20 protein-coding genes are annotated in these 18,466 nt (G+C 59.3%); 9 read left to right on the plus strand and 11 right to left on the minus strand.

The window, feature by feature from the left end:
• The first annotated feature begins 204 nt into the window (after positions 1–204).
• Positions 205–636, plus strand: coding sequence for a c-type cytochrome (locus tag ACN0SC_RS14595; protein WP_417250424.1), 432 nt, complete (start codon positions 205–207; stop codon positions 634–636).
• A gap of 26 nt (positions 637–662) precedes the next feature.
• Here the strand turns inward: ACN0SC_RS14595 and ACN0SC_RS14600 are convergent, their stop codons facing one another.
• Both ACN0SC_RS14600 and ACN0SC_RS14605 read right to left on the minus strand, forming a co-directional pair.
• The gene (locus ACN0SC_RS14600; RefSeq protein WP_417250425.1) at positions 663–965 is read right to left on the minus strand and encodes an I78 family peptidase inhibitor; all 303 of its coding nucleotides are present in this window, start codon (positions 963–965) and stop codon (positions 663–665) included.
• On the minus strand, positions 962–1,588 hold the full coding sequence (locus ACN0SC_RS14605; protein ID WP_417250426.1) for a TetR/AcrR family transcriptional regulator: 627 nt from the start codon (positions 1,586–1,588) through the stop codon (positions 962–964). The genes ACN0SC_RS14600 and ACN0SC_RS14605 overlap by 4 nt, the downstream gene beginning before the upstream one ends.
• 271 nt (positions 1,589–1,859) lie before the next feature.
• Between ACN0SC_RS14605 and mbfA the strand changes: the two genes are divergently transcribed.
• From mbfA to ACN0SC_RS14620, 3 genes are read left to right on the plus strand one after another with little or no spacing between them, the layout of a single operon-like run.
• On the plus strand, positions 1,860–2,837 hold the full coding sequence (gene mbfA, locus ACN0SC_RS14610) for an iron exporter MbfA (protein ID WP_417250427.1): 978 nt from the start codon (positions 1,860–1,862) through the stop codon (positions 2,835–2,837).
• Positions 2,838–2,870: 33 nt separating this feature from the next.
• The gene (locus ACN0SC_RS14615; protein ID WP_417250428.1) at positions 2,871–3,329 is read left to right on the plus strand and encodes a YaiI/YqxD family protein; all 459 of its coding nucleotides are present in this window, start codon (positions 2,871–2,873) and stop codon (positions 3,327–3,329) included.
• Positions 3,326–3,949, plus strand: coding sequence for an HAD family hydrolase (locus ACN0SC_RS14620; protein ID WP_417250429.1), 624 nt, complete (start codon positions 3,326–3,328; stop codon positions 3,947–3,949). Before ACN0SC_RS14615 ends, ACN0SC_RS14620 begins: the two co-directional genes overlap by 4 nt.
• Here ACN0SC_RS14620 and ACN0SC_RS14625 read toward each other — a convergent pair.
• Positions 3,946–5,199 carry an MFS transporter gene (locus ACN0SC_RS14625; protein ID WP_417250430.1) on the minus strand — a complete coding sequence of 418 codons (1,254 nt, stop codon included), beginning with the start codon at positions 5,197–5,199 and terminating at the stop codon, positions 3,946–3,948. The two genes, ACN0SC_RS14620 and ACN0SC_RS14625, sit on opposite strands and share 4 nt — an antisense overlap.
• Positions 5,200–5,311: 112 nt before the next feature.
• On the opposite strand from ACN0SC_RS14625, the gene zapE reads away from it, so the two are divergent.
• Positions 5,312–6,394, plus strand: coding sequence for a cell division protein ZapE (gene zapE / locus ACN0SC_RS14630; RefSeq protein ID WP_417250431.1), 1,083 nt, complete (start codon positions 5,312–5,314; stop codon positions 6,392–6,394).
• Between the two features lie 63 nt (positions 6,395–6,457).
• On the opposite strand, the gene ACN0SC_RS14635 is transcribed toward zapE, so the two are convergent.
• The 3 genes from ACN0SC_RS14635 to sfsA all read right to left on the minus strand — a co-directional run bounded on the left by ACN0SC_RS14635 (position 6,458) and on the right by sfsA (position 9,364).
• A complete protein-coding gene (locus ACN0SC_RS14635; RefSeq protein ID WP_417250432.1) occupies positions 6,458–7,543 on the minus strand; it encodes a TRAP transporter substrate-binding protein in 1,086 nt (361 codons plus the stop codon).
• 174 nt (positions 7,544–7,717) lie between these two features.
• Positions 7,718–8,521, minus strand: coding sequence for a type I methionyl aminopeptidase (gene map / locus ACN0SC_RS14640; RefSeq protein WP_417250526.1), 804 nt, complete (start codon positions 8,519–8,521; stop codon positions 7,718–7,720).
• Positions 8,522–8,671: 150 nt separating this feature from the next.
• Positions 8,672–9,364 (minus strand): DNA/RNA nuclease SfsA, encoded by a 693-nt coding sequence (gene sfsA / locus ACN0SC_RS14645; protein WP_417250433.1) that lies wholly within the window; start codon positions 9,362–9,364, stop codon positions 8,672–8,674.
• A 46-nt stretch (positions 9,365–9,410) separates the two neighbouring features.
• Here sfsA and ACN0SC_RS14650 point away from each other — a divergent pair, with 46 nt between their 5' ends.
• Both ACN0SC_RS14650 and ACN0SC_RS14655 read left to right on the plus strand, forming a co-directional pair.
• Complete coding sequence (locus ACN0SC_RS14650) at positions 9,411–10,136, plus strand: competence/damage-inducible protein A (RefSeq protein WP_417250434.1); 726 nt, start codon at positions 9,411–9,413, stop codon at positions 10,134–10,136.
• Positions 10,137–10,204: 68 nt separating this feature from the next.
• Positions 10,205–11,209: an OmpA family protein gene (locus ACN0SC_RS14655; protein ID WP_417250435.1), complete on the plus strand. Its 1,005-nt coding sequence runs from the start codon at positions 10,205–10,207 to the stop codon at positions 11,207–11,209.
• Positions 11,210–11,233: 24 nt separating this feature from the next.
• Here the strand turns inward: ACN0SC_RS14655 and ACN0SC_RS14660 are convergent, their stop codons facing one another.
• The 5 genes from ACN0SC_RS14660 to ACN0SC_RS14680 form a co-directional block, all read right to left on the minus strand.
• A complete protein-coding gene (locus tag ACN0SC_RS14660) occupies positions 11,234–12,139 on the minus strand; it encodes a LysR family transcriptional regulator (RefSeq protein ID WP_417250436.1) in 906 nt (301 codons plus the stop codon).
• A gap of 178 nt (positions 12,140–12,317) precedes the next feature.
• A complete protein-coding gene (locus ACN0SC_RS14665; RefSeq protein ID WP_417250437.1) occupies positions 12,318–14,336 on the minus strand; it encodes an FAD-dependent oxidoreductase in 2,019 nt (672 codons plus the stop codon).
• A gap of 80 nt (positions 14,337–14,416) precedes the next feature.
• The gene (locus tag ACN0SC_RS14670; protein ID WP_417250438.1) at positions 14,417–14,809 is read right to left on the minus strand and encodes a hypothetical protein; all 393 of its coding nucleotides are present in this window, start codon (positions 14,807–14,809) and stop codon (positions 14,417–14,419) included.
• Between the two features lie 10 nt (positions 14,810–14,819).
• The gene (locus ACN0SC_RS14675; RefSeq protein WP_417250439.1) at positions 14,820–15,593 is read right to left on the minus strand and encodes a DUF6478 family protein; all 774 of its coding nucleotides are present in this window, start codon (positions 15,591–15,593) and stop codon (positions 14,820–14,822) included.
• Between the two features lie 77 nt (positions 15,594–15,670).
• Positions 15,671–16,360, minus strand: coding sequence for a hypothetical protein (locus tag ACN0SC_RS14680; RefSeq protein WP_417250440.1), 690 nt, complete (start codon positions 16,358–16,360; stop codon positions 15,671–15,673).
• Positions 16,361–16,499: 139 nt separating this feature from the next.
• Here ACN0SC_RS14680 and ACN0SC_RS14685 point away from each other — a divergent pair, with 139 nt between their 5' ends.
• On the plus strand, positions 16,500–17,402 hold the full coding sequence (locus ACN0SC_RS14685; protein WP_417250441.1) for a CPBP family intramembrane glutamic endopeptidase: 903 nt from the start codon (positions 16,500–16,502) through the stop codon (positions 17,400–17,402).
• Positions 17,403–17,464: 62 nt separating this feature from the next.
• Entirely contained in the window at positions 17,465–18,445 is a 981-nt protein-coding gene (gene accD, locus ACN0SC_RS14690; RefSeq protein ID WP_417250442.1) for an acetyl-CoA carboxylase, carboxyltransferase subunit beta, read from the plus strand.
• Positions 18,446–18,466 lie beyond the last annotated feature (21 nt).

The following is an 18,466-nucleotide window of genomic DNA, read 5'->3' on the forward strand; positions in this document are numbered from 1 at the left end:
GGAGAGGATGCGGCGGTTTCTACGGGACATACGGCGCGGGATTCTGATGGGTGTTCTTGTAATGTTCTTGTTGGTATCAGGTTAGAGGCGGTTCTGTCGAGTCTGTGGCGTTGCCATGCGACATGACGCAAAGTTGATCCCATTTCCTGATGCCCTAAGATACGGTCGCACTTGAAAGACTCAGCCACATTAGGGAGCTACCATATGAAGATCACACTCGTTGCCGCTACGCTTAGCCTCGGACTTGCCGTTGGGGCCGTGGCTCATGACCACGTTTCAAACCCCGCCGTTGCCGCGCGCATGGAAGCAATGTCCGCTATCGGCGCGTCGATCAAGACGCTCGGCAGCATGGCAAAGGGTGAAATTGAATTTGACGCTGACGCGGCTCAGGCGGCAGTCGACACGGTGGCTGTGGAGTCAACAAAAGTGCCAGCATTGTTCGAGGCGCAGGAAACCGACCCCGAAAGTGAGGCAAAGCCCGAGATCTGGTCCAACTGGGATGATTTCGTAGCCAAAGCACAGGCGCTGCAAACGGCGGCCGAAGGCGCGACGATTTCTACTGCGGCCGATATCGGACCTGCAATGGGTGCCATGGGCGGGACCTGCAAGGCCTGCCATTCCGACTACCGCTTGTAAGAGCTCAGAGACGGTGCGGGTGGAGATCACCCGCACCAAACCCGCACAATACGTTCGTCCTCATCGAGGTCGATGTTGGTACGGTCCGGGCGGAAGTCATGCGTGACCATTCCGCCTACGGGGATCACTCGCACAGGGTCGGGTAGGGGCACACGCGACAGCGCACTGCGTGGCTCCCCGATGAGAGGGGTGACAACGGATTTGGCGCAGCCTTCGGTCATGTCGGAAAAGCCCTTTTGAGATGTTTGGGACTGTGCGTCCTCGCGACAGGCGCTCAAGCCTAGCGCGACCAGAAAGACGAGCGCGATCCGAGTGGTTGTGCGTATCATTTTTTCACTCCGTAGCGTGCCATGAACATCTCCACAGCGGCCGCGATGATGTGGTCGGTGTCGTAGCTCTCGTCATTGTGGAATGTGCAGCAGGTGACGGAACGAACCTTGCATAATTCGGCGAACTGCTCGGCCGCCAGTTCTATATCGTTGATCTTCAATTCATTCCGCTCGATTGCTGAGCGCAGGTAGTCGGAAATTCGCTCGCGCACCTGCATCGGGCCGCATTCGTAGAACTTCTTCCCGATCTCGGGGAAACGGCTGGATTCCGCCACAGCGGTGCGGAAGATGGCCTGCCCAAAGGGGGAGGTCATATATTCGACTAGCTTGTGCCCGATAAGCGGAAGCACCTCTTCGGGCGGACGGCTGGTGTCGAGGCTGGCCGCGCCGATGTCGGCCTGTCTGCGCATTTCGTGCGTGGCGACCTCGACGAAAAGAATGCGCTTGTCTGGGAAATAGGAATAGAGCGTGGCTTTCGACACGCCAGCCTCGCGCGCGATGTCGTCAACGGACGCGCCTTCGAACCCGTCGCGAAGAAAGACCTTGGTCGCGCCTTCGACCACTTGATCGAACTTGCGTCCCTTTTTGATTGCGGGGCTGTTCACTGCGCTTACCTGCTCCATTTTTCCGCGACAGCATAGCCTCTTGATGACACAGAGCAAAGCGCGGACGGTGAAAGAATGGCAGGTCCATGACGGACCTGCCCAGTGCTCGACAGGGATGTGTCGAAACGCACGGCTATGAGATCGTTCGCCGTGCGGATCATAAACTAAACCAGTCGGTTCAGTTGCGCAAGGGGAACTGAACTAAACGGTTCGCTTTTCGGGCTATGGGTGCCCTTGCGCAAATGGGGTGGCCTAAGTATTTTAGAATAATTCTAAACTGGAGTGACACATGATACCGGGATTGGCGAACAGGCGTCGTTTTGCAGACTTGAGCGAGCAGGAAATACTCGCGCTGGCGATCTCTTCAGAAGAGGATGATGCGCGCATCTACCGTCTTTATGCCGAACGGTTGCGCGAGGAATTTCCCGATAGCGCCGCCGTGTTCGACGGGATGGCCAAGGAAGAGGATGGCCACCGCGCGTCCCTTATCGCGCTTCATAAAGCTCGCTTCGGGGACGTGATCCCGCTGATCCGCCGCGAACATGTCTCGGGCTACTATGCGCGCAAACCTGTATGGTTGATTGAGAACCTTGGGCTGGATCGGATGCGGGCGGAAGCGCGGGCGATGGAGCGCGAGGCGGAGGCATTCTACACGAAAGCGGCAGCGCGCACGTCTGACGCCGACACCCGTGCCCTACTCGGCCAACTGGCGGCGGCGGAAGCGGGCCATGAAGTGAAAGCGGGGGAACTTGAAGAGAAGCACCTCGGCGATGACAACCGCGCTCGCGAGGATGAGGACGCGCATCGCAAGTTCGTCCTGACATGGGTGCAGCCAGGATTGGCGGGGCTGATGGATGGTTCCGTCTCGACCCTCGCACCGATCTTTGCCACCGCTTTTGCAACGCAGGACACATGGACCACGTTTCAGGTAGGTCTTGCGGCCTCCGTGGGGGCAGGGATCTCAATGGGGTTCACCGAAGCGGCTTCCGACGATGGCGAATTGTCGGGTCGAGGCTCGCCCGTCAAACGTGGTTTTGCTTCGGGCATCATGACGATGCTCGGCGGTTTGGGTCACGCATTCCCCTATCTTATTGCCGACTTCTGGACCGCGACGGTGATTGCAATCATCGTTGTGTTTGTCGAGTTGTGGGCAATCGCGTGGATCCAGAACAAATACATGGAAACGCCCTTCGTTCGAGCCGCGTTTCAGGTTGTGCTGGGCGGCGCGTTGGTGTTCGCTGCGGGGGCATTGATCGGGGTCGGATAGAGCGACCCTTGACCTGACGAAAGGCGACGCGGCGTGACAAAAATCTATGTGGATGCGGATGCCTGCCCTGTGAAGGCGGAGGCGGAGAAGGTCGCAACGCGCCACGGCGTGCCTTGCCTTTTGGTGTGCAACGGCGGGCTGCGCCCCTCGCAAAACCCGTTGGTCGAAGTTGTCTTTGTCCCCGACGGGCCGGACGTGGCCGACATGTGGATTGCCGACCGCGCGGGCAAAGGCGACGTGGTCGTCACGGCGGATATTCCGCTGGCCGCCAAGGTGGTCGAAGCGGGGGCACGGGTTCTCAAGCATGATGGCGAGGCGCTGACAACGGCCAACATCGGCAACGTTCTGGCTACCCGCGACCTCATGGCGGACCTGCGTGCCGCCGATCCGTTTCGGCAGGGCGGCGGGCGCCCCTTTTCCAAGGCCGACCGCTCAAGATTTCTCGACGCATTGGAGCGCGCCGTGACGGCCGCAAAGAGGGATAAAGCATGACGGTAGAGGCAGTCGTCTTCGACATTGGAAACGTGTTGATCACATGGAATCCCGAACGCCATTACGACGCGCGGATTGGGGAGGCACGGCGCAAGGAGATGTTTGCAGCCGTGGACCTACACGCCATCAACGACCGCGTGGATCGTGGAGAGCCGTTTCGCCAGACCATTGAGAAGGCCGCCAAGGATTACCCCGAATTCCGCGAAGAAATCCTGATGTGGTATCATGAATGGATACACATGGCGCAGCCGGCTATTCCGCAATCGGTGGCGTTGCTTCGTGCGCTGCGAGCCAAGGGGATGAAGGTCTTTGCCCTGTCCAACTTCGGCATCGAGAGTTTCGAATTTGCCGAGACGAAATACCCCTTCCTGACCGAATTCGACCGCCGCTATATCTCAGGCCACATGGGCTGCGTGAAGCCGCACAGCCTGATCTACGAGATGCTTGAAGCCGATTGCGGCGTTGGGCCTGAACGGCTCCTCTTCACCGACGACCGTCAGGAAAACATCGATGCGGCAACCGCGCGCGGCTGGCAAGGCCACCTGTTCGAGGGGCCAGAGGGCTGGGCCGAGCGACTGGTCGACGAAGGGCTTTTGACGCGGAATGAGGCGGGTCTCTAGCCTAACGCACGCGCCGCGCGCTGGCCCAGAGGCACTTCCTTAACAGGCAAATGTACGATGGCGGAAAATGCGCCGACACCGACGCCAACCCACCAAACGGCGGTGTAGTCGCCGTAGATGTCATAGAGCCGACCACCCAGCCACACGCCCATAAAGGCACCGAGCTGGTGGGAGAAGAATACAATCCCATACAGCGTCCCCATGTAACGCAGCCCGTAGATATGGGCCACGAGGCCAGAGGTCAGAGGCACCGTTGCGAGCCAGAGCGCACCCATGACCACAGAGAACACCAGAACGGTGGTGGGCGTGATCGGCAGGGCTATGAACACGGCGGCGGCAATCGTGCGGCACGTGTAGATCGCGGCGAGCAGGTATTTCTTGGAGATGCGATTGCCAAGATAGCCTGCCATAAGCGTGCCGCCGATATTGGCCAGACCGATGAGCGAGATGGAGATCGCGCCAAGCGTTGATGTCGAGGTGACGCCGAGAGATGCCAGTGTGCCAGAGGGATCAATCGCGCCACACATCTCGGTCACAAGTGCGGGGAAATGCGCAGTGATGAAGGCAAGTTGGTAGCCACAGGAGAAGAATCCCAGAAAAATAAGCGTATAGGAGGGATCGCGCGCGGCCTTCAGAAGAATATGTCCGAGGCTCTCTTCCAACTCGGGCCGCGAGGCGGGCGCCGCGACACGCATCATGGGCAGGATTAGAAGCGAGGCGAGGACGGAGGCGGCGAAGAGCAGGAAGACACTCTGCCATGTCATGAAACCAAGCAGCCAGTCGGCCAGCGGCGCGCCGAAGACCTGACCCGCCGAGCCTGCTGCTGTGGCGATAGCCAATGACATGGAACGGTTGGCGTCCGAAGAAGCGCGGCCAACGACAGCGAGGATCACTCCGAACCCAGTGCCTGCGATGCCAAATCCGACGAGGACTTCATAGAGCTGATGTGCCTCTGGCGAGACAGCAAAGGAGGATAGGACAAGCCCCGCCGCATAGAACAGCGCACCGATGATGATTGCCTTGCGATCACCCATTTTCTCCGCGATGGCGCCGAAAATCGGCTGACCAATACCCCAAAAGAGATTCTGGATCGCAATGGCGAGAGAGAATTCAGCGCGTGGCCAGTTGAACTCGGATCCGATTGGGATTTGAAACACGCCAAAGGAGGCACGGATCGCGAAACTCACGACGATGATGATACAGCCCGCGATAAGCACGGGGGTGATGAGCGGTGCGCGCGTGTCGGACATTTTGGCCTCCTTTGGCGCGGAGCATCTGTCGAAGGGGGCGGGGTGGTCAATCAAATGATCTGCATGCCCCCTATTCGCTTTTGTTATCCGGCGTGAAACGCTAGGGAGAATTATGGAAAATTTGACCTCGATCTATCGCGCCAAAGTCGCTGATGGCGCGCTCAAAGCAGACCCTGCACAGGAAGCCGTGTTGCCGCTGATGGACAGTGTGCGCAAAGAACTGGCGGCCAGCGGGCATGGCAAGGGTGGCCTACTGTCGCTCATCGGCGGACGACGTAAGCGGCCCGCAGCAAAAGGGCTCTATCTGTGGGGCGGAGTCGGCCGTGGGAAATCCATGCTCATGGATCTATTCCACGAACACAGCCCCGTGCCCTCCCGCCGCGTTCATTTCCACGCCTTCATGCAGGAGGTGCAGGCCGAAATTCATGACGCGAGGAAAAGCGGCGTCGCGGATGCGCTTGCACCCGTGATCGAAAAGGTGGCGCGTGACATTCGCCTGCTCTGCTTCGATGAGATGCAAATTACCGACATCGCCGATGCCATGATTGTCGGGCGGTTGTTTGAGGGGCTTTTCGAACGCGGCGTCACGGTCGTGACCACCTCCAACCGCGTGCCTGATGATCTCTATAAGGATGGATTGAACCGTCAGCTCTTTCTCCCCTTCATCGCGTTGATCAAGGAAAAGATGACGGTGCATCATTTGCATTCCCCCGTTGACTACAGGCAAGGACGCCTGACAGGAGCGCAGGTCTATTTCCACCCAAATGATGCGGACGCGCGGGCGGCGGTTGATGACATCTGGAACGACCTTACGGGTGGTGCGAAGGACAGCCTGACGCTACGGGTCAAGGGGCGCGATGTGGTGCTGCCACGCTTTCACAACGGTATGGCGCGTGCCGAGTTCTGGGAGTTGTGCGGGCAAATGTATGGTCCCGCTGACTACCTTGCCATTGCCGAGACGGTGAAGTTGCTGATCCTTGAGGATATTCCACGACTGACGCGCAACAATTTCAACGAGGCCAAACGGTTCGTCACGCTGGTCGATGCGCTTTACGAGGCGAAGGTGCGGCTTGTCGCGACGGCGGTGGATGAACCCGAACGGCTCTATATCGAAGGGGCAGGGGCGTTTGAATTCGAACGCACTGCGTCGCGTCTGCGCGAGATGCAGGATGCGGATTGGGGCGTGGAAGACTAGCCGCGTCACAACGAATTCGGGCCGCCCTTTCGAGCGGCCCGCATCACACTTTTGTCTGAGGATCTACTCGCCAGCGACAGTGTAAGCCGCGCCCATCGTGTCAATCCACGGATGGCTGCGCAGGGCTTCTTCCACGGCGGCACGTGCGTCATCGACGAGCATCTGACCGTCATAACCCTTGCTGTTCATGTCTGCGATCCACTCTGCGATTACTTCGTCGCCAAGCGCCTTGATCTTGTCGGTCTCTTCGGCAGGCAGAAGCGCGATCTCGTTGCCACTGGCGCGGATTTCTTTCAGCCCGTCCTCGTCGCCGTGATCATAGGCGGCACCCGCCCATTGCGACGCCATCAGACCAGAATTCGCGTCGATAACGGCCTTCAGGTCATCGGGAAGGCTGTCATACTTCGCCTTGTTCATCGCCCAGATGAAGTAGAGATTGTAGAATGACCGATCACCCGCCACGTCGGTGTGGCTGTCTGTCAACTCATCTAGTTTCAGGCTCGGTGCCATTTCGAAGGTGATCATCCCTCCATCAAGAACGCCTTTGGCCAGCGCCTCGGGAAAGGCGGGAACGGGCATTCCCACAGGGGTCGCGCCAAGCTTGTCGAGCAGCAGGGTAGATGTCCGAGTTGGCGCCCGCAGTTTGAGACCCTTGAGATCGTCCGCCGTTTCGAGCACCTCGCCCTTCTTGTGAACCAGACCCTCGCCGTGCATGTGCACGGCCAGAACTTTAACGTCCTTGAAGTCGTCCATCAGGTGCTTTTGCGTGAAGCTCCACGCCGCGACCGAGGAGAGTTCTCCGGACTTCGCGGTGATGAAGGGAAGTTCGAGCGTTTCCGTTTCGGGGAAACGTCCAGGTTGATAACCGGGGATGACCCAGCCACCGTCAATCGCACCGTCGCGGATGAGGTCGAACTGGTCGGGCGCTTTCCCGCCAAGTTGCATCAGCGGGTAGATCTCGATCTTGATCCGCCCTTCGCTTTCAGCTTCGATCTTCTCCGCCCAAGGCTCCATGAAATACATCGGTGACCCCGATGCCGGTGAGACAAAGTGTTGGAAACGAAGCGTGACTTCTTGTGCAAAGGCTGTGCTTGCAACGATAGACGCGGCTGCGGCGAATGCGGCAGCACGAAGGGTGAATTTGGTCATATGTATATGGCCCCCAAATAAGCTCCCCAAGGTCCGGCGCTATCCGGGAGCTTGATCGTTACGCCGTTGGACAAGTTCCCTGTGGAACAGGTCAGCCGGAGCGGCGAACTGAAGTTTACGTAAGGGCATTTCTGGGCGGGCGCAAGCGCGCATAGCGCCGCAGCCCGCCGCGTGTCAGGTCTTGTAGGTCGGGTGGAACATGCCTGCGGGAGAGGTCGTGAAGATATCCGCCCCTGTGGCCGTCACCCCAATGGAATGCTCGAACTGTGCCGAAAGCGACTTGTCGCGTGTCACGGCGGTCCAGTCGTCGGAGAGCACTTTCGTCTCGGGGCGGCCAAGGTTGATCATCGGCTCGATGGTGAAGAACATACCCTCTTCGAGCACGGGCCCCTGGCCTGGGCGGCCGTAATGCAGAACGTTCGGCGGCGCATGGAATACGCGCCCCAGCCCGTGACCGCAGAAGTCGCGCACCACCGACATACGTTTGCTTTCGGCGTAGCTCTGGATCGCATAGCCGATATCGCCAAAGGTATTGCCAGGCTTTACCGCTTCGATCCCGATCATCAGAGCGTCATGGGTGACTTGTATCAAACGTTCGGCGTGTTTCTTGGGGCGGCCTGCAACATACATGCGGCTTGAATCCCCAAACCAGCCATCCTTGATGACCGTGATGTCGATGTTGAGGATGTCGCCATCGAGAAGTGTATCGTCGTGGCGGCGCTTTTCGAGATTTCGCGAAGCGGTTTCACCCTTGCTCATCGGGATGCCCGCACCAGGAATGCCGTGGCAGACCACGTGGTTGATCGAAATGCAACTCGCGTGTTTGTAACCCTTGTAGCCGATGGTCGCAGAGGTTGTGCCCAGCTCGATCACGCGCTTTTCAACAAAGGCGTCGATTGCCCCTGTGGTTACGCCAGGCTGCACGATCTCGGCGACTTCGTCGAGAATTTGCGCGGTGACTTGCCCTGCCGCGCGCATCCCTTCGTAGTCCGCATCCTCGTGAATGCGAATTCCATCTTTGGTGATGCGGCCACGATGTGTCTCGTCCAAGGGTCTCTCCTACGTTAATGCGGCTTCATATACGCCCATGATCCCGTAAATTCCAGAGGCGAAGGGCCGCAGGTGAATTCAGCCGACATGCAAAGGGGTTGGCACCAGTGTGATCTCCTCGGGCGTGGCCTTAATGCCGTAGGCGCGGATAGAAACCCCCGCAGCGCGGGCGGCCACTTCGGCGGCTGCATAGGTCGGGTCGATGTCGGCGGCCACAGCAACGTGGTCACAATCCGTGCGCGCAACGAGGTAGAGCATCGTGGCGTTGTCTCCCGCTTCGACCTGCGCCGCCAGAGTGGCCAGATGTTTCGCGCCGCGCGCGGTTTTCGTGTCGGGAAACTCGGCGAGGCCCGCCTGCCGCGAGAGTGTCACCGATTTGACTTCAATCCATCTGCGCGCATTCCCGTTTGTCAGCAGAAAATCCGCCCTCGAGTTTTCGCCATAGGCCACTTCGGCACGCAGATTACCCGTGAACTCGGGAAGCAATCCTGCGGCCAGAGCCTCGCCCACGATCCTATTGGCAAGGCTGGTGTCGACCACGACCATCGCGCCACCGACCGCCGCCAGACGCCAGCCGAAATTGAGCTTCTTTTTGGGGTCGTCGTTTGGCTCGACCCAGATGCGCGTTCCTTCCTCCGCCATGCCCGTCATCGCACCCGGGTTTGGGCAATGCGCGGTGACTTCGCGTCCGTCCTCAAGTCGAATATCGGCGAGGAAGCGTTTATAGCGACGAATAAGCGTGGCGGGGACGAGTTCGGTTTGAAAGCGCATGGGCGCAGGCCTATACCGATAGGGTAGATATGCCAAGGAGGCCATGATGCCGAATCCAACCGCCGCCATGCTCGTGATCGGGGATGAAATCCTCTCGGGTCGCACACGCGACGCCAACATGTATCATTTGGCCGGTGCATTGACGAAACATGGCATCGATCTGAGGGAAGCGCGCGTTGTGTCCGATGACAAAGACGCCATCGTATCGGCGATCCGCGCGCTCTCGGCGTCCCACGATCATGTTTTCACGTCAGGCGGCATCGGTCCGACCCATGACGACATCACCGCCGATTGCGTGGCCGCGGCTTTTGACGTTCCTATTGATGTGCGCGAGGATGCCCGCGCGCTTATGGCAGCGCATTACGGGGCGCAGGGCGCGGAGTTTACGGCCGCACGGTTACGCATGGCGCGCATTCCCGATGGCGCGACACTAATCGACAATCCTGTGTCCATTGCGCCCGGGTTCACCCTTGGAAACGTTCATGTCATGGCTGGGGTGCCCCATATTTTCGAAGCGATGCTTGCCTCGGTTCTGCCCACAATTACGGGAGGCACACCGCTTATGTCGCAGAGCTATCGCATTGATCGGGGCGAAGGTGTTGTGGCCGAGCCGCTGCGCGACATTGCGGAGCGCTATCCCGATCTTTCGATTGGATCCTACCCATTCCAAAAGGGTGGCGCATACGGCACAAACATCGTCATTCGCGGCTTCGACGGCGCGCAAATCGACGCGGCCATGCTAGAGCTTGCCACATTGTTTCCGCGCGACTGAGATGACCTCCTACGCCTCCCGCCAAATCCGGACCGCGCTCCACACTTCGCCTGGAATGGCGACTTGGGATGGCTGCCACTTTCGTCAGAAAGGTTTCCGCTGACCCGATGCTTCCTCGCGTATTTTCCCTGACAATCGCGGCTCTCGTCGTTTTCGCTATACCCATGGCGGCGCTCGACCTTCCGTCGAACGCGATCGCTACTGAGCACGACGAAACCGTGCGCGAAATCACCTTTCCGACGCGCTCATTGGCGAATGGGGTTGTGGTTGATGACACGGTAATGCTGGCGCAAAGCGGCACGGTTACGCGGCGGGCGTGGTCAGTGCCCAGTTCGATTACCAGTTTCCAGCTTATCGACCCGCTTCGCGCGCAGATTGAGGCGGACGGCTTCGAGGTGCTTTTTGCCTGTGCCGATACTGTGTGCGGTGGCTTTGCCTTCCGCTTCGAGCTCGACCTCTTGCCGCCGCCACATATGTTCGTGGATCTCGGAGATTTCCAGTATCTTGTGGCGCGTGATGATGAAGGGCATGTGGCAAGTATTGTCACGAGCCGCACGCGCAACGCGGGGTTTATCCATCTGTCCGAAGTGGTCCCGCGCGGCGTACCGACAATAGACATCACTGCCGCACCTGCACCCGAAACTGCACCCGAACCGGGAGGGCTCCCAGAGGCGGATGCGGGGAGCGAGGAAACCATCGTGTCCGCGCTGATTACGCATGGCCATGTGTCGCTTGACGATCTGGCGTTCGAGACGGGCGCGTCGACCTTGGGGGCGGGGCCGTTTTCATCTCTCCGTGCCCTTGCCGATTTTCTTACGCAGACGCCTGACGCGCGGATCGTTTTGGTCGGGCACACGGATAATGTCGGAGCGCTCGAAAGCAATATCGCCTTGTCTCGCCGTCGCGCTGAAGCGGTAAGGGATCGCCTTGTGAGCAACTACGGCGTCTCGCCTTCGCAGATCTCGGCAGATGGCGTGGGCTACCTTGCGCCCCGTGTTTCCAACGACAGTGATGGCGGGCGCGACAAAAACAGACGGGTCGAAGCTGTTCTGGCTTCGACCCGTGAAAACTAACAGGATGGAAATGCGTGTCCCGACTTACCAGTTGTCGGGGCCTTTGTCGGCAAAGGTGTTCACGAGGAAGTCGATGAATGCGCGCACTTTCGGCTGCGTAAATCTGCCTGGCGGGTAGACCGCGTAGATGCCTTGGGTTTCCTGCGGCAGGCCTGGAATGGCCTCTTCGATCAATCCTTTTTCCAGCGCATCAGAGTAGAGGAAGGACGGCAGGTAAGCGATGCCCAACCCTGAAACGGCGGCGTTGAGAAGCGATTGCCCGTCGTTCACAGTGAGCCAGCCCGCGGTGCGTACCTGACGTTTCTCGCCTGAAGGAGCCGTGAGTTTCCAAACGGCGGAATTGGATTGGTTGCCGTAATGTAGGAGCTTGTGCTCGTTGAGGTCGTCGATCTTCTGCGGGCGGCCGTATTTCTGGAAGTAGGAGGGAGAGCCGACCATCATCTTGGTCGTCTCGGTCAGCTTGCGCGCGCGCAGAGTGCTGTCTTCCAACTCGCCGATACGGATCGCCATGTCGAAGCCTTCGGAGATCAACTCCACATAGCGGTTGTTGAGCACCATGTTGACGGTGATGTCGGGGAACTCAGAGAGAAATTCGCCAAGAACGGGTGAGAGATGATTGACCCCGAAATCGGTCGCAACGGAGATGCGCAACAGGCCCGAAGGCGCTGATTGCATAGAGGTGACAAGTGCATCAGCCTCACCTGCATCATTGAGCACACGGCGGGCGCGATCATAATAGGCCAATCCGATCTCCGTCGGACTTACTCGCCGCGTTGTGCGATTAAGAAGCCGTGCGCCGAGGCGGGCTTCAAGGGCGGAGACGTGCTTGGAAACGGCGGATTTGGAAATCCCCATCTTCTTCGCAGCGTCAGTAAAGCCGCCCTGATCCACAACCGTGGCAAAGGCTTCCATTTCAGTTAGTCGATCCATTTATTCTTTACCTGCAGCATCGTCCCCACGCAGACGAAAATCACAGGCAATTCGGGCAACAATGGGGAGATCGAAGGACAATAGCATGATCCTTTGATAGATCGTCACCAAGGGGGAAACGGGAGGCGTTACCCCCTTGGTGTGCTAATGCTTTGACAACGCGACGATTTCCTTCGCGTTAGAGCGTGGAGGCCAGTCGCGCAGCTTGGTCGATAGCGCGTTTTGCATCCAGTTCGGCGGCAACATCGGCGCCGCCGATGACATGCACCCGACGCCCTTCCGCCTCCAGAGAATCTGCCAGTGAGCGCTCGGACAGTTGTCCTGCGCACATGACGATCGTGTCGGCCTCGATCAGGCTCTGCTCGCCATTCTTGGTAATCAGGATCCCTTTGGGCGTGATTGAGTCGTAAGAGACGCCGCCCATCATCGTAACACCCTTCATTTGAAGCGTTGCGCGGTGGATCCATCCCGTCGTTTTGCCCAGACGTTTTCCTGGCTTCTCGGCCTTGCGTTGCAGCAGGGTGATCTGGCGAGCGGGGGCGTTGGGGTGGGGGCCGTCAGGCGAGAGGCCACCGCGATCCGTGGCGGGATCGGTGATGCCCCATTCTTCTTTCCACGCGTTAAGGTCGAGAGTCGGGCTATCCTGTGTCGAAAGGAATTCCGCAACGTCGAAGCCAATTCCGCCGGCGCCAATGATGGCCACACGCGGGCCGACGGCGACTTTGTCGCGCAGGATATCGATGTAGCTTACGGTGTTTCCGTGATCGTTCTGGCCTGCAATTTCGGGATCACGCGGAGTAACGCCCGTCGCCACGATCACCTCGTCGAAATCGCGTAGAAGTTCGGGCGTGGCGATGGTGCCAAGCCGCAGGGTCACGCCCGTTTGGTCCAATATAGTCGCAAACCAGTCGACGAGACCGTTGAATTCCTCTTTGCCAGGCACCTGACGCGCCATGTTGAGTTGGCCACCGATTTCATTCGCGCGGTCAAAGAGTGTAACGCAATGGCCGCGCTGCGCCGCCGTGATTGCGGCCATCATTCCTGCAGGGCCCGCGCCCACGATGCCAAGGGACTTGCTCTCGGTGGCTAGAGTGTCGTCAAATTCCGTTTCGTGGCAGGCGCGTGGATTAACGAGGCAGGACGACAGCTTGCCCTGAAACGTGTGGTCGAGGCAGGCTTGGTTGCACGCGATACAGGGCGCGATTTCTTCCGCCCTTCCAGCAGCAGCCTTCGCGACGAAAGCGGGGTCGGCCAGAAACGGGCGGGCCATGGACACCATATCCGCGCAGCCCTCGGAGAGAACCTGCTCGGCCACATCGGGATGATTAATGCGGTTGGACGTGACGACAGGGATGGAAACCTCGCCCATCATCTTCTTCGTCACCCATGAAAACGCGCGGCGCGGCACGGATGTGGCAATTGTCGGCACGCGGGCCTCGTGCCATCCGATGCCTGTGTTGAGGATCGTCGCACCCGCTTTTTCGATCTCGTGGGCGAGCGTCACAACCTCTTCCCATGTCGAACCGTTCGGGATCAAGTCGATCATCGAAATGCGGTAGATCACGATGAAATCAGGCCCGACAGCCTCCCGCACCCGTTTGACCACTTCGATGGGAAAGCGCATCCGGTTTTCATAGGAGCCGCCCCACGCATCTTCGCGACGGTTGGTGTGGGTGACGAGGAACTGATTGATCAGGTAGCCTTCGCTGCCCATGATCTCGACCCCGTCATATCCCGCCTCGCGCGCGCGTTTTGCGGCGGTGGCATAGTCGGCAATCTGCTTCTCGATTCCCTCTTCGTCGAGTTCCTTCGGCGGGAAGGGTGAGATCGGGGACTTGATGGCGGAGGGAGCAACGCAATCGGGATTGTAGGCGTAGCGGCCCGCGTGCAGGATTTGCATGGCGATCTTGCCGCCTGCGTCGTGGACAGCATCCGTCACACTTCGATGGTTGGCAATGTCGGCGTCGGAAAACAGGCCCGCCGCTCCTGCAAAAACGCCGCCCTCCGCGTTGGGCGACATGCCGCCCGTCACGATCAGACCGACGCCACCGCGTGCGCGCTCCGCGTAAAATTCTGCGACGGCGTCCCATTTCCCGCGTTCTTCAAGGCCCGTATGCATCGACCCCATCAGGACGCGGTTTTTGAGTGTCGTAAAGCCGAGATCAAGCGGCGCTAGCATATGCGGATATTGGGTCAATTCGAGCCTCCCTTTTGCCACGCAGAATGGGGTTCTTGCGCGGGCGTGTCACGCAAAACGCCGCGTCAGAGTGGCTGAAATCAGGCGCTGCCCGTGTCGACGCAATGGCGGCGAAAGGCGCGTTTGAGAAGGTCCAGTTCCTCGCGCATGAGTGCCATCTCTGCGCGAATGTCGCCCGCGAGCGCCTCGCCAGCGATCAGTGTGCAATCCCCAAGCCGCTCGCCCGTTTCGCGATCGGTGAAGAGAAAGACCTCAACCCCGTCGCTAATGATGTCGACGGGAATGGCAAAGCGGAAGAAATATATGCCTGCGCGATCCGGATCTTCGGCCAGCGTGTGACCCAGAACGGGTTGGTCGCGGTGTGTCACCTCGATCGTCGGTTCGCCCGTGTCACCGTCAGGCAGGTGTATTTCACCCTCCCAAACGCCCGCGTGGAGCCGTTTCTTGACCAGTTTCATCGTGCCAGTAGACATCCCTGTTTCCTTACATCTCGGCCCGTGGATGACGTGACACGGTCACGTCGCGCAACAGGATCTGGTTCATCTGCGGCCCCTCGAAAATCAGGTCAACCCAGAGCTTTTCTACGCGCGCCTCATTGAGGTCGGTATAGGCGAGGTCGAACTCGACAAACACGTTATCACTGTCGAGTGGCAACTCGCGGACCAACTCGTCGCTATTGGGGCCATGCTTGATATTTAGTCGGGCGAAAATCTCGATGGGATATTCGGTATCGACCGCACAATCGAGGCGGACAACGTGGCGTTTGGTCAATCCACTGTGCGCCTCGGAAGGTAGGTCGATGGAAAGCGACAGGAACGATCCGTCGAATCGCAGCACATCAAGGTTAAGCGCAAATGGCGACAGGTCGGTTTCCGAAATATTGCGCACCTGTCGGAAGGTCAGTTCGCTCGCCGCGCAGTCGTGGAATAGCGTGGCCTCCGCGCCGATCTTCGTTTTGGATGGGACCGCCGCGCCGCCGCGCGGAGTGATGGGGCCGCGCCAGATTTCGGGGCGATGCGCCCAGTCGGTGTAGAGAGGCAGTTGCATGGCGTTCGATCCGATCAGCGGCAGGGCCAGCCGACCATCGGCAATGAAGCGGAATCGTTCCAGAACATCCAGTAGGCCCCGCGCCTGCTGCCGCAGATCACGCAGGCTTTCGAGATCACAGGCCTCCGCCTCGTGCAGCCGCTTGCGCCAGCGCGCGCGAGCCAGACGGTTTAAGCGCCTCTCGATCAGTCGTGTCAGTCTGCCGCTCATGGCTCAGTGGTGCCTCTTGATTGTCGTTTCCAACAGTGGACCGCAGAAAGGTTGCAATTCAACAAATACCATCGGATTCACCCGCCTATTTCATTTTCAGAAACAATGTTTTGGGGCAAGGCTTGATTTGCGGCGGAAACTGATTGCGCAAAAGCGGCGGTTTGCCGTTTGACCTGTTCGCTCGACAATGGCGCGGCGGCGTATGGGGTGACGGTGAGCGACACGAGACGGTCAGAGACCACCATCACCGCGCGCCAGTATTCGTCGGATAAGGCGCCAAGCGGGTTCGGTGCGCTGTCGCGTGCGTGAACAAAGAACACGTTTCCATCCGTGAATGTGTCGATCAATGTGATCGTGCCCGCAGATCCTGCGCGTGACAAAGCGGCTTTCCCGGACTGTGACCCGAAGAAGCTGGAAAGGCGTTCCGCGTCGAAGGCGGTCGGGATCGATAGCGGGGCCGAGGCTGAGGCAGTCAGGAGCGCAAGCGCATCGTCGCCCCGCGATACGCGCCGCCCGTGCAATGCGTCGCAATTGGCCATCAGGACAAAGGCACCGTCCGCGCTGTCGTCAAGAGCTGCGCGATCAACGCAGTAACCGATGGGCCCCGCAATCGTCAGCCCCGCGCCCGTAAGCTGCACAGCATCCCGTTCGCGTGCTCCGCCAAAACCACCTGACGACAGGTCCAGTTCACACCCCGCCAGTGCCACCACAGCGACCAGCGTCACGCTGAGGCGGGCGCAATGTCCAAAGATGGGAAGTGCGATCATGGCGGACCTTTCGCCAGTGTGGCGTGTTAGGAGAGTGCCGCCGTGGATAGCCGCGCCCGCGAAGGTGTGCAAGGATTACGCATTGCTCCCTATGAGGGTCGGCGAACGGCTGCTAGATAGGCGCGAAAGGAGACGTTACGTGATTGATCCCGATTACTCCGCGATGCTGGCTTCGGCCCGTCGCCACCCCGAACAATGGCGCATTTTCGCTATTCTGGCCGTGGGCCTGTTTGTAATGATGCTCGGCACGCCGCTGTTCTTCCTGGTGGTTGGCTCCGCGGCGTCCGAGTTGAATGTAGTCGCATTAGGACGGAATCACATACCGCGCCTCGGCGTAACGCCTGGCGGAGCTTTCGTGGTCTTCTCCTCCTTTGTCGTCATGATCGGTGCGACTTGGTTGACAGCGAAAAGGCTCAATGCACGCGGTTTGCGTGATATCACGGGCCCCGCTGCGCGTCTGCGGGCGGATTTCGTGACCTGCGGGAAATGGGTGGTCGGGATCACTGCCCTCACCATGCTGCTGCCGTGGGACCATGCGGAGATGGAATTCGTTGCCCAATACACCTCGTCACAATGGCTTTTCTGGCTGCCGCTGGCGCTTCTTGGTCTGATGATTCAGGTCACGGCCGAGGAAATGTTTTTTCGCGGCTACCTGCAAACGCAGATCACGGGCGCGACGGGTTCGATTGCCCTTGGCATCCTCTTTTCGGCGTTGGTTTTTGGCATTGGCCACTTGGGCGCGAGGGATGGCGTGGGTACGGCAGGCATGATCTTCCCCGTCATTTGGGCGGTTGCATTCGGTCTTGTTGCGGGTGATCTGACGGCGCGAAGCGGCTCCATCGGCCCGGCCATCGCGCTCCACCTCGTCCACAACGCCACGGCGATGTTGATTGCGCCGCATGAGGACTTGCTGTCGGGCTTCGGCCTCTTCGTGCGCACTGGTGGTATCGCATCTGCCTATAGTGATCCTTTGGTCATGCTTTTCGAGAGCCTGCACCTTCTGGTGCTATGGCTGACGGTGCGAATTGCGCTTCGGCGTTGATTGCATTTCCTGCCCACACGGCTTATCTGGGTGGAAATCGAAAACGGCGCGAAGGCACCAGAATGAACTGGATCTCCAACTACGTCCGACCGAAGATCGGGTCCCTTTTCTCGAAACGAGACACGCCCGACAATTTGTGGACCAAGTGTCCCGAATGCGGAGCTATGCTTTTCCATCGGGAGCTTTCCGATAACCAGAACGTTTGCACGAGTTGTGATCACCACATGCACATCGCGCCGCGCGCACGTTTCAAGGCGCTTTTTGATGGCGGTGTTTTCACCGAGGTGGATGTACCCGAACCCATCGAGGATCCACTCAAGTTCAAGGATCAGAAGCGTTATCCTGACCGTATGAAAGCGGCGCAGCGCGCGTCGGGCGAGAAGGAAGCCATGTTGGTCGCGGAAGGCGAGATTGGTCGCACGCCCATCGTCGCCGCAGCGCAGGATTTCTCCTTCATCGGCGGGTCCATGTCGATGTATGTCGGCAACGCTTTCATTGCTGCCGTTGAGCGCGCGATCAAGCTCAAGCGTCCCTTTGTGATGTTCTCCGCCGCTGGCGGCGCTCGGATGCAGGAGGGAATTCTGTCCCTGATGCAGATGCCGCGCACGACCGTGGCGCTTCAGATGCTCAAAGAAGCGGGCTTGCCTTACATCGTGGTGCTCACACACCCGACCACGGGCGGCGTGACAGCGTCCTATGCAATGCTGGGTGATGTGCAAATTGCCGAGCCCAATGCGCTGATCTGTTTCGCGGGACCTCGTGTGATCGAGCAGACCATTCGCGAGAAGCTGCCCGAGGGGTTCCAGCGTGCCGAATATTTGCTGGATCATGGGATGCTTGACCGCGTTACACATCGCACCAAGCTCAAGGAAGAGCTGGTCACGATCCTGCGCATGATCGGAAACCTGCCGCCCGCTGTTGTGGCTGATTTGCCCGCGCCAGATGACGTGGACGAAAAGCCGGACGCGACCGAGACTGCTGCGGAGGCTGATGTTCAAGCGGAGCCTGCCGAGACTTCTGAAAAGGACAGCGCTGCGAAGTGACGCGCGGCGCGTTTTGCCTGT

Origin of the sequence: Celeribacter sp. (genome assembly GCF_048261515.1) — a bacterium.
Taxonomy (GTDB): Bacteria; Pseudomonadota; Alphaproteobacteria; order Rhodobacterales; family Rhodobacteraceae; genus Celeribacter.